The organism is Adhaeribacter rhizoryzae (assembly GCF_008629685.1).
In the GTDB taxonomy this organism is placed as follows: Bacteria; Bacteroidota; Bacteroidia; order Cytophagales; family Hymenobacteraceae; genus Adhaeribacter; species Adhaeribacter rhizoryzae.
The window spans coordinates 62,668-76,111 of sequence record NZ_VWSF01000016.1 but is presented as its reverse complement, the minus strand read 5'-3'; the positions used below and the strand labels follow the sequence as shown (position 1 = coordinate 76,111).

Genomic DNA, 13,444 nt, shown 5'->3' with positions numbered 1-13,444 from the left:
CATTACTATTGTTGAACTGTAACATAAACCGTATAGGGTTTTCTGACCTTCCGGTTTCCGGAAACTACCGTGTAAACTTTGGGACTATTTAAATCCGAGAAATCTACTTTACCCGTAATTTTAGGATCTAGCTTGGCATCGGTTACGAGCGAAAACTGTGGGTAAAGATTTTTTAAATCTGTTCCAAAAAATACTTCTACCCGAATGGTTTGGGCTACAGTATCAATTACCGCATTTTTACTCCGAACGGTTTGGAAGTCGGAACCGAGTAATTCAAAATTACTTACATAGCATTGTCCGCGGTTGGTAATTAATAAACCATCTTCATCAATCGGGAAATCTTCTTTGCAACCGATCCAGACAAATGGTACCAGTAAGCATATAAATAATATTTTAATGTATTTTTTCATTTTAAATAATTCTAAAATTTAAAGGCTTCTTTTCCATTAACTAACCTTATAACCACGGTGTATTTTGGGTTAAATTAGGGTTACGGTCGCGTTCGCCGGGCGGAATTCTAAAAATATAGTTTTGCTGGTAAGTTCTTTCGGGCGTATTTTGATAGTAGCGGGTTTGCTGGGCACCCCAGGTATCTATGCGCCAAACGCCTGCACTGGCCGGCGGCCCCCAAACTCTGTCCAGGGCTCTCCAACGGCGCAGGTCAAAACCACGGTGTCCTTCAGCTACCAGTTCTATTATACGTTCTTGCTCAATAGCATTGAAGAATGCTTCTTTACTGCTGGTTTTATCGGAAGTTAAGGCGGGCAGATTACCACGATGACGGATTTTATCTACCAGCGCAATGGCATCGGCTTGCGGGCCGTTTACTTCATTGGTAGCTTCGGCGTACATCAGGTAAACATCGGCTAAACGCATTACCGGAAAAGCATAATCGCCATCGCTGCGGCCCTGGCCGGCATAATTGCGCAAAAACTTACGGAATACATAACCCGAGTTAGAACCATCGGTATTATAAGTAGTTAATCTTGCTCCATCAATAGTAACGGGTTGTGCCCAGGTTCTATAAATAAACGGGGTCCAGCCCGTAGATTTTAAAGCCGCCATGCCAATACTCATTTCATAATCCCACATGATAGATGCTTTCATGCGATAGTCGCGATCAGCATAACTTTGCGGATTTACGGCCGAATTCGGAACCGTTCTGGCAGCAGCATTGGTAGATGGGTTCATAGGAACCATAGCAGGCGCAAAATCGCCGGTGGTAGTTAACTGGTAACGGTCGGCTAATTCGTAACGCGGCGATACCCAGCACTGAGAACCTTCGTGCGAACGGCCCGAAAAGTCGCGCATCAGTTCCTCTCCCTGGCTGGTACCGGGGCCACCGTGGGTAAAGTACATAATCATTTCGGGATCGCCGTTGGCAACCGGGGTAAACAAATAATAGTAGTTAGGCAGTACCTCTGCCTTACCCAAAGCATCAATATTGCCGGGCTCGCCGTTGCGGAAAAGATTTAAACCAAAACCTTCTATTACTTGCTTAAAATCGGCAGCAGCGGCCGTAAAAGCCTCATTAGCAGCAGTAGCATTGGGCGTAAAACCCTCTAATTCCGGCCAGCCGTTTTTATTCCAGCTACCCCAATACAGTTGTAATTTACCCCGGAAGGCTAAAGCAGCCGGTTTGGCCATACGGCCTAATTCTGTAGATTTTACCGGCAGTTTCTCGTAGGCATAGGTAAAGTCGGCCATAATAGAGTCTTTTACCTGGCCAATAGGCATCCGGGCAATATCGGCTATCTGGGCATTTGAGGTAACTACATTACTAATATAGGGTACATCGCCCCACATAGAAATAAGCCGAAAATAAACCATACCGCGGAGCAACCGGGCTTCGCCCACAATTCTTTCCAGGTTGGCCTGAGAATTAGGGTTAGCAGTGGCCATTAATTTTCTGGTATTTTCAATAACGTAATTAGCCCGGTGCACACCACCGTAGAGGTAGCGGTAATATTTATCGAAATCATCGCCATAACCGCTGGGATCGTAGTTAGCACCCTGGTAAGCATCGCCTAACCGTAAGTTACCGCTGGTGGCGCTGGTACCCCGCACCCGGGTATATTCACCATGTCCTTCAAAATAATAATCGCGATCGAATAATGGCCGGATGCCCGCATAGGCTCCGTAAAGGGCAAAAGTTGCATCATCTTCTGTTTTCCAGAAGGCAACGGTACCTAGTTCGGTGGTAGGTTGTTGGTCGAGTAAGTCATCTTGACAAGCACTCACGAAAAACATTAACCCCGCCAGAATGGGTACAAATAGTTTTGTTGAAGTTATTTTTAAATTACGCATAAATTAAATAATTATAAACTTAGGTTTACACCTAGTGAATAAGATTTTACAATCGGGTACATGTCGTTTCTGTCGGCACCTTTTTCAGGATCGAGACCCCGGAAATTGGTGAAAGTTGCCAGGTTCTCGGCTGAACCGAAAACACGCAGACTGGTTACACCAATTTTGTTTAAGATGGTAGCCGGAATGGTGTAGCCTAATTGTAGGTTTTTAATCCGGATAAAGCTCATATCGTCTAGCCAGAAAGTAGTCTCTTCGCGGTTTGCATTACCAGCCAAGCGCGGCCATGCTCCCGCCCGGTTTTCCAGGTTCCAGGGGTTGTTCCAATGCTGCCAGGTAGAGGCGTAACGCTGGGTGCCAAAGTTTACGTTGTTGTAATTATTTAACCAGAAATCTTTCCGGCCGGTTGAACCCTGGAACAAAGCGAGTAAATCAAACCCTTTGTAGGAAGCATTGGCGTTAAGCGAGAAGTTAGTGGAAGGACGCAAGCGTTGTACATTGGGGTAAGCTTTTCTGTCGTTACCGTCAATCCGACCATCGCCGTTTAAGTCTCGGCGCAAAATATCGCCCGGCGAGGCGCCCTGGGGAGTGGCATTATAAATATCCTGCCAGGTTTGGGCAATACCCATATCCTCGTAAGAATAAATAAAACCATACGGCATATTCACAAATATTTGGTTACTGTTATGCGATGCACCCCGGCCAATAAACTCGTTCCACGATTCCAGCACATTCCGGTTGTAAGATGCATTCAGGTTAAGACCGTATCTTACCTCACGGAAATTGTCGGACCAATTTAAATTAGCCTCAACGCCCCGGTTACGGAGGTTACCAATATTACGTGGCGGTGGCGGGTTATAAGCGCCGGATAAGTGAATGGAAAACTCCGAAGGACGAATCATGCCGGTAGTTAACCGGTTATAATAATCTAACTCGGCGCTTAAACGGTTGTCCAGAAAGCCTAAGTCTAAACCTAAGTTAAATACATTAGTAGACTCCCAAGACAAATCAGGGTTAATCATTTTGCTGTAAACAAACCCTTTTACAATATTATTGCCAATCATGTAGTTATTATTGGCAAGTACTTCTTTTTGCTGGTAGCGGCCTACTCCAGAATTATTACCTAAACCACCGTACGACATGCGCAGTTTACCATTACTTAAGAAGCGGCTGGTAAAATCTTTCAAAAAGCTTTCTTCCACAAAACGCCACCCTACAGCTACGGAAGGGAAGAAACCAAACTGAGAACCTTCCACAAATTTAGAAGAACCATCGTACCGGAAGTTAGCTTCTAACAGGTATTTATCGAAGGCAGTATAATTTAATCGGCCAATGTAAGAGCGCAGGCCTTCGGTACTAACACCGCCACTCGCCGAAACCATGCCGGGCAAGGTAAGGGCAGCATCTACTTCGTGTAAAGTAGGATATAACCGGTCCGACCGGCCACTGCCCTGATAACGCTCATTCCAGTATTCTTCGCTATAAACCGCCAACAGGCCAAGTTCGTGGTTAGCTGCCAGTTTTTTGTTGTACGTTAACCGGCCGGTAAACATGGTTTTGTAGTCCGAATCGGTCCGGTTGCTGATACCGGCATTAGAACCTACATAAACCCGGCTACCAAAAGCGCCTTGCTGAAAATTATATGCCTGGTTGGGCATATTAGCATTGTACTGGAACTGGTTGGCATAATTTATAAAATAATCAACCCGAGCCGTTAATCCTTCAATCGGCGACCAATCGGCAAAAATATTACCATTAGCTTCCTGACGGTTCTGGCGGGTAAGGTTATTTACATAAACGGTATAAGGGTTATAAGCTTGGGGGTCTTCGCCGTAAGCCATAACGCCACCAAAGTAACCGGTAGTTGGGTCGTAAGGCAAAATACCGGCAATGGCGTACTGCATGTCGTAACCTGCCGTGTTGGTACCATCACTATCGGTAAAGCCTTGTTCTAAGGCGTAAGAAAGCTTAGAAGAATTACCCGTAAGTTTAATACCTACATTTATATTATTCCGAACCTTGTAATCGTAATTTATCCGGGCGTTATATTGTTTATAATCATTGTTAATCTGCAAGCCCTGTTGGTCTACCATCCCCACGGAGATATAGAAATTAGATAAATCGTTACCGCCGGAGGCCGAAAGATTTTGGCGGCTAATAATGCCATCGCGCATAATAACATTCCACCAGTCGGTGTTGGGGTATCTTACCGGGTCTATCATGCCCATAGCCATCCACTGGTCAATAGTACCGTTCCGGAAGTTAAAGTTCGATGGCAGGGTACCAACCGCCTGCGCCCGTTGGTGCAGCGTTAAAGCCCGGGGATAATCCGACATAAAATCATAAGACCGGACAGGCGTTTCGAGGGCATTGGTGCTGGTAAAGTTAATAGTAGCCTTTTTCTTGCCTTTACCAGATTTGGTGGTAATTAATATTACCCCGTTAGCTGCTCTGGAACCGTATACCGCCGCAGAAGCAGCATCTTTCAGTACCGAAATACTTTCCACATCGTTCATGTCGATGCGGTTAATATCAATATCGGGCATACCATCAACTACTACCAGCGGAGCACTGTTGCCGTTAACCGAACCAATACCGCGAATAACCAAAGCCGCACCATTTCTGCCGGCCATACCGGAAGATTGCACAGCCGCCAAACCTGGCACCAAACCCGACATAGCCGATGAAACGTTGGGTACTGCCCGGCTTGAAACCTGGTTGTCAACCGTAATAGATGATACCGCTCCGGTAACGTTGGCTTTTTTCTGAGTACCGTAACCTACCACTACTACTTCTTCCAGGGTTTTGGCATCTACTTGTAAGGTAACGTTAATGGTGGTTTGGCTGCCGGTAATGGGTATTTCGCGGGTAACATAACCAATGTAAGAAAATATTAAAGTACCCGAGGCTTCCGGTAAATTAAGGGTATAAGTACCATCGGCACCGGTGGCAGTTCCGTTAGTGGTGCCTTTTACCACTACTGTTACCCCGGGTAAGGGATCACCTTTATCGTCGGTAACTTTTCCACGAATATCAATAACCGGCAAAACGGCCGAGGCGACGGCTGAAACAGGCGAGTTGGCCGTACTGGCGGAGCGGGCAACCGCCATAGCTGTTGCCGGAATCTGTTGGGTTTGCGCTGCCCCTGAAAAATAAAGGCAAACCAGCGCTGTAGCCAGACCGAATTTGCCTAATCGAGGCGTAAAGGTTTTTTGCATAGGTGTTTAACTTAAGAAAAACTACTGGATGTAATTAATGTATTTGTGTGTGTTTAATTTTATATGAAAGAAAAGTTTAGCGATTAACTCGACTTTGCAAGGTTGGAGGTGAACCGTTTACACAACGGTGGCCATATTCTGAACCGGGTTACTTTACTCGTGCCAAAAAGTTAAAGCATAATTACTTACCCAAAATACTTAAATCTTATGCATACTATTTTCTTTTTAGTCCTTAAGGTGTAAGGTGGAAATAATCTGATTGACAATTAAAACGCGCGCAATTAATTCCAGTAACCTGCTACTTATAAATGATTAACTGATGATGTTGTCTTCTATTTAAGCTATATAAATATTTAAATTTCTGTATTTTTAATAAAAATAAGTAAAACCTAACAATATTAAAATTTGAATGTAACCACGCTGAAGGCGTTTGGGTGTAAAAATTTTAATAAACTGTTTAATTTATTTTATTTTTGCCCATATTAAACCTGTATAGCATAACTATTTAAAATGCGACAACGTTATTATATGTTTTTTTTCTATTTTTTCGTTTCCGAACAGTTGTTAGCAATTCTTAGCAGAAACAACTTTAGCCTTACCCACCTCTTTTCTAAAATTTAAGTGAACTTACCTGGCCAGATTGCTTCAAAATAGATTATTTTATTACCTATCCAGAAGCACCTTATATAAAAAGTTAAATTTTTCAAAGATTTAGTATATCTTTAGAAGTAATGGCAAGTTCTCTTTAGCCTTACGCTATTTTGCCAAACCAATAAGCGCTGGTAAAAAGTAAAAGCATTATTTCTGGCTTAGCATACAACCAAGCGCTTTTGTTTGCTTAATCTTTAACGCCTAACACCATTGATTAACCAAAACCTAACACAGCACTCGCCCACTGTCCGGAAAAACCAATGGAAACAATATTCACTTGTGTTGGCCTGGGCTGGTTTGGCGCTGGGGTTGCTCGATTTGTTTAACCACTTCTTTACTATATTTAACCAAACCAGACAAGCCAATTGGGAAACCAACATGCAATGGCACCTGGCACTGGCACTGGTACTCGCCAGCGGCGGCCTGTTTTACCTGCACCGCAATTGGTTAATAATAGTGCGGCTGGGAGCAATGCTCATTCTACTACTAGCTTTTTTATATCTGGCGGAATTCTTCTGGCAAACCGATTGGCACTTATTTCCTGTAACTTTAGCCGAATCGGCTCAGGAATTTGCCCAGCAGGAAATACCCCATTGGGTGCTGTTGCTAAACGGGTTGAATTTAATTTTACTGGCTCTGATTCTGCTGAGCTTTAGTTTAGGATGGACCCTGCCGGGCCAATTAATGGCTGCTTTTTTGTTTCTGCTGGCTTATGCTTCGCTTATTGGCAATTTATATAACATAGATGGCCTGTACCCGCTGAAAAACTTTTCGGGTATAACCAGCCACACGGCCTTAACGCTGGCGCTGATCAGCTTAGGGCTTTTATTTTACTGCCCCAGCAAAGGCTGGATGAAAATAGTATACAGCCCTTACTTGGGAGGCATGCTGGCCCGTTACTCGTTTAGTTATTTTTTGCTGGTGTCGCCTATATTTATGGGCTTTTACCTGTATACCTTAAGCGAATGGAACCTAACGCCCGGATTGGGAATTTTAAGTCTTTTTATTCTGACCTGCCTCATTACACTGCCCATAACTTATTATTATTTGCACCGGCTAAACGCCCTGGATGCCCGGCTCCGCAAAGCGCACCAGGAACTCCAAATAACCAACACCGACCTTTCGGGCCGCAACCAGGAACTAAGCGAAGCCCTGGCCGATGTAAAAATTGGTAACCGCGAACTGGCGGTTATGACCAAAGAAGCATTATTAGGCAGCCAGGCTTTAGAAGCTAAAAACAAAGAGCTATCGCGATTAAATCAGAGTTTAGATTACATTGTGCACATGGCCAGCCACGACCTGAAAACCCCCATTTACAACTTAGAACTTTTATTGCAAGAGTTAAGGCCATCGTTGGAGCCGCACATGCAGGCGCACGAAGAAAAGTTGGTAATTATGGTAGCAAATTCTATTGCCAGCCTTAAAAGTACCATCGAAGGCCTAACCCAAATTATTAAATCGCAGCAGCTTATTATTGGCAAGCAGGTGGCATTTTCTTTAACCAAATTAATACAAGAAATAAAAAAAGAACTTGCCCGGGAAATAGAGCAAAGCGACGCTCAAATAAATAAATATTTAGAAGTAGATACCATCGTTTTTTCCCAGATACACCTGCGCAGCGTTTTGTTTAATTTATTTTCTAACGCCCTTAAATACCGGGTACCCGACCGTTCGTTGGTAGTAGACATCCGATCGCAGGCAGTACCCAATGGCTTAGAATTAATTATTCAGGATAACGGATTAGGCATGTCGGAGTACCAGGTGGCGCACTTGTTTACCATCTACAAGCGGTTTCACAAGCACGTAGAAGGCAGCGGCATTGGTTTATTTCTGGTAAAGCAAACCATTGAAAACAACGGTGGCACCATTCAGGTAGAAAGTACCGAAAGCGTTGGCACCCGCTTTACCATTTTTCTGCCCCAGCAGAAAAAATAATACTTTTAAAAATTACCGGTAATTTTAGCTTTTACTTTATTTAAGCATGGCCGAACTTTACTACGCCGAAGAAATATTTACCAAAGCTAATTTCGCCGACCAGAAGCTGGCCGGCACTGAATTTAATAGCTGCACTTTTAAACACTGCGATTTTACGCAAACATCACTAAAAGGCGCTGTTTTCAGCGACTGCGTTTTTGATACCTGCAACCTTAGCTTGGCTGATCTAACGCAGGTAAAGTTAGAAAATGCGCAATTCAGCCATTGCAAAATAGTAGGCGTTAACTTTAGTGCCTGCTCCGATTTTCTGTTTTCCATTTCGTTTAGCCATTGCCTGCTCGACTTTTGTGATTTCCGGCAAAAAAAATTAAAAGCTACGCCATTTATTAGCTGCAGCCTGAAAGAAGTAAACTTTGAAGCTTGCAACTTAACAGGTGCCGATTTTACCCATTCGGATCTAACGCGGGCAATATTTCGGGAAAGTAATTTAGAAAAAGCTGATTTCCGGGAAGCTTATAACTTTTCAATAGACCCGGAATATAACAAGATAAAAAAAGCCCGGTTCTCCCGGCTTGGGCTAAGCGGTTTGTTAGATAAGTACGAACTCGTAATCAGTTAATAAACTTGTGGGTCTACATTTTTAAAGCACCGTTGGCCTGCCACACTTTCTGGAAAAATATTAGATGGTAAGGCAGGGCATTTTCCCAATATTCCCAGGTGTGGCCGCCGGGGCGCTCGGTGTAGTCGTGGGGTGTTTTGTTATAAACCAAGCGCCGGTGCAGTTCCCGGTTTGGCTCTAGCAAAAAATCATCTACACCGCAATCTATAATCAGGGCCAATTTATTAGCGTTTATTTTCTCGGCCAGATTTACCACTGAGTTGGCCTGGTAAAAATCAGGAATGCTGTTGCGCGGTCCCATAATATTCTCTAAACGCCCGTTTATTTCGGCCAGGTTTTGGGCGGGCAGTTTCCAGTTAGCGGTATTTAAATCCAAAGCGCCGCTCATGCTCCCGGCTGCGCAGTATAAATTGGGGTGGCGGGTGGCTAGGTAAAGAGCGCCATGCCCACCCATACTCAAGCCCGTAATAATACGGCCTTTCCGGTCGCGGATGGTACGGTATGTTTCGTCTACTTGGGTTAGCAGGTCGTGGGTAATATAGGTTTCGTACTGGCTGCTTTTATCAACGGGGCTATTAACGTAGTAACTCGAATAACCGGCATCGGGTGTGACAATAATAACCTGGTACTGGTCGGCTAACCGGTGCACCAGTTGCTTATCAGGCGTTTTAGAGAGCCAATCGCGGTAGTTGCCCCGCCCGCCGTGCAATAAATACAGCACCGGGTAAGCAGCTTTGGATTTGCGGTAGCTATCGGGTAAAACTATTCCGGCCCGCGATGCTTTGCCCAGCACCAGGCTTTTAACTGTGAGGGTATCTACCCGGGCGGCCAATCCGGTAAAGGTTAGGCTCAGGCAGCATAAAAATAAAATGGTTTTTGTTAGACGCATCCTTAACAACAACAATATTCGGCTTAAAGCTAAAGGAATATTTGGGCAAAAAAAATATTAGCCTTTATGGCGAATGGCTCAGCTTGTTCTTATATTATTGACTAATTGCCGATGCAGAACCGGATGCAACTAACAGGCATTATTTACCCGGCCCTTCATTTATAGCGGTTGCTTTAAGCCAAGGCCTTAAAAATATTCCTACTCTGTTTTTAAAGCTTTAACCGGGTTAGCTACGGCGGCTTTGGCAGCGTGGAAACTAACCGTAAGCAAGGCTACAACTAAGGCCAACACGGTGGCAACGCCAAATATCCACCACGAAATATTGGTACGGTAAGCAAAATCCTGGAGCCAGCGGTGCATGCCGTACCAGCTCAACGGCCAGGCAATAATATTGGCCAGCAACACCAGTTTCAGGAAATCTTTCGAGAGCATGGCTACAATACCGCTTACCGAAGCACCCAATACTTTACGAATACCGATTTCTTTGGTGCGCTGCTCGGTGGCAAAAGAAGCCAGGCCAAACAAACCTAAACACGCAATTAAAATGGCAATACCGGCAAAAATGGTAAACAGGAGGCCTTGCTTTTGCTCTGCCTCGTATAAGCGGCCAAAGCTTTCGTCGAGGAAATTATAATCATAGGGGTTTTCGGGCAGAAATTTTTTCCAGGTTTTTTCGAGGTGCGCCAGCCCTTCTGCAATATTATTACCTTGCAGCTTCACCGATATATCGGAATATTGGCGGCCATCCGGAATAATAAAAATAATGGGCTTGATTTTTTCGTGCATCGATTCGAAATGGAAATCCTGCAGCACACCTACCAGGCGGCCTTTCCGGTTGCCGTATTCGAGCGAGCGGCCAATACCTTCCTGCGGATTATTCAGTCCTAATAATTGGGCACCCGATTCGTTCAGCAGAAAAGCCATGGAGTCGTCGGTGGGGTACGATTCGGAGAAGTTGCGGCCAGCTAGTAATTTAATTTTATAAGTCTGAATAAAATCCTGGTCGATGCCTAAATACTGGAACGCGACCGGTGAATTAGCCATTGAATCGGTTGTTTGTAATTTTACATTTCCCATCGAGTTTAATAACCGGTCGGAAGGAACCCCAATGGAACGGCCTACTTCTTTTATAGCAGCATTGGTCAATAATTCCTGCCGGAAAGCTTCGTATTTAGGTCCTAGTTGGGTACTGTTGTAATTGAGGTTCACAATATGGTCTTTGTCTAAACCCAAGGCCCGGTTCCGGAGGTAACTTAATTGTTTGTAAACCACCGCGGTACTTACCAGCAACACCACCGAAATAGCAAATTGCAGAATCACCAACACCTTGCGCAACGAAATACTGTTTTTACCGGTTGTTAGCTTGCCCTTGAGTACTTTTACCGGCTGAAACGAGGCCAGAAATAAAGCCGGATACGAACCCGCCAATAATCCGACCAAAGCGGCTAGCCCCACCATAGCTAATGCCAGTAACCAACTATTTTGAATGGTAAAACTTAACTCCCGGTCCGTAAAACTATTCATTACCGGCAGCATAAGCTTAGTTAGTATTAAAGCTATCAATACCGCTAGTATCGCAAAAATCATCGATTCGGCCAGGAATTGTACTACTAGTTTGGGTTGGGTCGCGCCCATTACCTTCCGCACGCCAATTTCTTTGGCTCTAATCGAAGATCGCGCCGTGGAGAGGTTCATGAAATTGATGCAGGCAATCAGCAGGATAAACAAGGCAATGGCCGTAAACAGGTAAACCGTATTAATATCGCCGTTTTCTTCCAGTTCGGCATCTAAGTGCGAGTACAGGTGAATATCGGTTAATTTCTGCAGAAACAAGTTGGTCCAGGAAGAGGCTTTAACTGCATTAGCACCCTCGGCCGGCATACTTTTATCTACAAAAGCCGGGAACTGTGCCTCCACATTTTGTACCGGGTAATCTTTCGGAAATAATAAATAAGTCGCAAAATTATTGCTACCGTAGTTGGTGCGCAGGTTCTCCCGGCCAAAAACAGCGCTGTCTTCTAAGGTTGCAAACGATACCAGAAAGTTTGGGTGAAAATGCGAGTTCGCCGGAAACGACTTATAGACACCGGTTACTTTCAGGTTGAGCTGGCTGTCCATGCGAAGCACCTGGCCCACCGGGTTTTGGTTCGGGAAATATTTCTTCGCCATTTCTGCAGTCAGCATTACCGTATTGGGCTCGTCTAAGGCTTTAGCCGGATTGCCGCTGAGTACCGGCACGGTAAATACTTTAAAGAAAGCAGGCTCGGCAAAAAAAATATCTTCTTCGTTAAAAGTGCGCTCGGGGTTAACCGCCACTACCGCATTATTCTGTAATATGCGAACTACTTCTTCTAAATCCGGGAAATAACTTTTGAGCAAGGGCCCGAAAGGCGGGGCAATATTGCCTAAATGCAGGTTTACGGTGCCATCCTGGTTTACAAAGTTGCGGGTAACCCGGTAAATGCGATCAGCTTTGGCGTGGTATTTATCGTAGCTCAGCTCGTTGGTTATGTACAGCGTAATCAGCAGGCAGCAGGTTAACCCTACCGTCAAGCCAAATAAATTTATAAAGGAATATATTTTATGCCGCAGCATATTCCGGAAAGCGATTTTAAGATAGTTCTTAAACATGCTACTGGGCTTTAAAGGTGAAATATTTAAGCGGTTAAAGTGCTTTAAAAATTACTTAGCACATGCTGGCGCCCGTTTAGCGCAGCATAACTGGTAGCTGATTATAAATGGAAGTTTTAACTTCCGGAAATCAAAGACTCTCTTTCATGTAAACACACCACTCAGAGACTGACGCGAGCGACGGCATTTAATTATAAATCAAGGCGGCCAGAGGCCGCAGGAAGTAATCACGAGCGCGGGCGCTCACGATAGGAGCTTTCCGAAACATTATAAGTTGGCTTATTCGGCTTTATCCAGGAAATAAGTACTGGAAACTTTGCGGCCGTTTAGCTGGGTATATTTAAAATCGCCTTCTTTTTTAAAAGCAGCGCCTTTCAGATTCAGGGGTTCGGCAAACTGGGTATATTTAAAGTTGGCGAAATCTTTAAACTGGGTTTTCTGGAAATTTACGCCTTCCGGAAAGTGGGCGTATTTAAAGTCGGTTTCGCCGGCAAAAGCAGCGCCGCTAAAATTGGGTTGCTGCGGAAATTTCACGTATTTAAATATGGCCCCGTTCTGGAACTGGGCTTTATTAAAATCAGCGGCTTTCTCAAACTTAGTATACTTAAAAACTGCTTCTTTCCCAAACCGGCTGCCGGCAAAAGATACGCCCTCTTTAAACTCTGAATATTTAAAATTACTGCTCTGCTCGAAGGTGCAATTCAGAAACGTAACTTCTTTTTCGAAATTAGCATTGTACACTTCGTTTTTCGCTTCGCCTACCCAACTCCTGGTTAAATTCCGGACCGTGCCGCCATTCGAAAGATCAAAATTATCCGGGTTAAAATAGCCCAGCACGTGGCCGCTGAAAGTACAGTTGGTAAAAGAGATTGGCGCTACTACCGTACTGATATACACCTTACTCTGGTCTTCGGTATCGGTTTCTTTCTTTAGTTTTTTGTTAGCTAACTGGGTAAAATCCAGGTTTCCTTCAATGCGCGCATTTTTATAATTTACGGCTTCGCCGCGATTTATTCTGGCAATAATTTCTTTGGCATCTATCCGGCTCTGCGCAAAAGAGAGCGCCGGCAAAAGCAACAGCAGCAACAAAACCTGAGCATACTTTTTCATAAGGCAACTTTTAAAGGTGAAAAAGAACTTAATATTTACAGCACTGCCTTGCCGGCAAAAAGTAACAAATCTTGATAAAAAAAT

At 44.3% G+C, this 13,444-nt stretch carries 8 protein-coding genes; 2 read left to right on the top strand and 6 right to left on the bottom strand.

The window, feature by feature from the left end; translation table 11 throughout:
• Positions 1-5 precede the first annotated feature (5 nt).
• The 3 genes from F0145_RS18150 to F0145_RS18140 are packed head-to-tail and all read right to left on the bottom strand — an operon-like array spanning position 6 to position 5,525.
• Positions 6-410, bottom strand: coding sequence for a hypothetical protein (locus tag F0145_RS18150; RefSeq protein ID WP_150090554.1), 405 nt, complete (start codon positions 408-410; stop codon positions 6-8).
• Between the two features lie 46 nt (positions 411-456).
• Positions 457-2,307 (bottom strand): RagB/SusD family nutrient uptake outer membrane protein, encoded by a 1,851-nt coding sequence (locus F0145_RS18145; RefSeq protein WP_150090552.1) that lies wholly within the window; start codon positions 2,305-2,307, stop codon positions 457-459.
• Positions 2,308-2,318: 11 nt separating this feature from the next.
• A complete protein-coding gene (locus F0145_RS18140; protein WP_223816143.1) occupies positions 2,319-5,525 on the bottom strand; it encodes a SusC/RagA family TonB-linked outer membrane protein in 3,207 nt (1,068 codons plus the stop codon).
• Between the two features lie 861 nt (positions 5,526-6,386).
• Here F0145_RS18140 and F0145_RS18135 point away from each other — a divergent pair.
• Together F0145_RS18135 and F0145_RS18130 are read left to right on the top strand one after the other, a co-directional pair.
• Positions 6,387-8,111 carry a sensor histidine kinase gene (locus tag F0145_RS18135; RefSeq protein WP_150090550.1) on the top strand — a complete coding sequence of 575 codons (1,725 nt, stop codon included), beginning with the start codon at positions 6,387-6,389 and terminating at the stop codon, positions 8,109-8,111.
• Between the two features lie 46 nt (positions 8,112-8,157).
• Complete coding sequence (locus F0145_RS18130) at positions 8,158-8,730, top strand: pentapeptide repeat-containing protein (RefSeq protein ID WP_150090548.1); 573 nt, start codon at positions 8,158-8,160, stop codon at positions 8,728-8,730.
• Between the two features lie 13 nt (positions 8,731-8,743).
• On the opposite strand, the gene F0145_RS18125 is transcribed toward F0145_RS18130, so the two are convergent.
• From F0145_RS18125 to F0145_RS18115, 3 genes are all read right to left on the bottom strand, one after another.
• The gene (locus F0145_RS18125) at positions 8,744-9,619 is read right to left on the bottom strand and encodes an alpha/beta hydrolase (RefSeq protein ID WP_150090546.1); all 876 of its coding nucleotides are present in this window, start codon (positions 9,617-9,619) and stop codon (positions 8,744-8,746) included.
• A gap of 198 nt (positions 9,620-9,817) precedes the next feature.
• Positions 9,818-12,250, bottom strand: a complete 2,433-nt coding sequence (locus tag F0145_RS18120; protein ID WP_150090544.1) for an ABC transporter permease — start codon at positions 12,248-12,250, stop codon at positions 9,818-9,820.
• Positions 12,251-12,529: 279 nt separating this feature from the next.
• Positions 12,530-13,360 carry a pentapeptide repeat-containing protein gene (locus F0145_RS18115; protein WP_150090542.1) on the bottom strand — a complete coding sequence of 277 codons (831 nt, stop codon included), beginning with the start codon at positions 13,358-13,360 and terminating at the stop codon, positions 12,530-12,532.
• Positions 13,361-13,444: the final 84 nt, after the last annotated feature.

Bases quoted from the DNA above. Each gene is read 5' to 3' on its own strand.
- F0145_RS18150 (WP_150090554.1), bottom strand. From the start codon at position 410: ATGAAAAAATACATTAAAATATTATTTATATGCTTACTGGTACCATTT.
- F0145_RS18145 (WP_150090552.1), bottom strand. From the start codon at position 2,307: ATGCGTAATTTAAAAATAACTTCAACAAAACTATTTGTACCCATTCTG.
- F0145_RS18140 (WP_223816143.1), bottom strand. From the start codon at position 5,525: ATGCAAAAAACCTTTACGCCTCGATTAGGCAAATTCGGTCTGGCTACA.
- F0145_RS18130 (WP_150090548.1), top strand. From the start codon at position 8,158: ATGGCCGAACTTTACTACGCCGAAGAAATATTTACCAAAGCTAATTTC.
- F0145_RS18125 (WP_150090546.1), bottom strand. From the start codon at position 9,619: ATGCGTCTAACAAAAACCATTTTATTTTTATGCTGCCTGAGCCTAACC.
- F0145_RS18120 (WP_150090544.1), bottom strand. From the start codon at position 12,250: ATGTTTAAGAACTATCTTAAAATCGCTTTCCGGAATATGCTGCGGCAT.
- F0145_RS18115 (WP_150090542.1), bottom strand. From the start codon at position 13,360: ATGAAAAAGTATGCTCAGGTTTTGTTGCTGCTGTTGCTTTTGCCGGCG.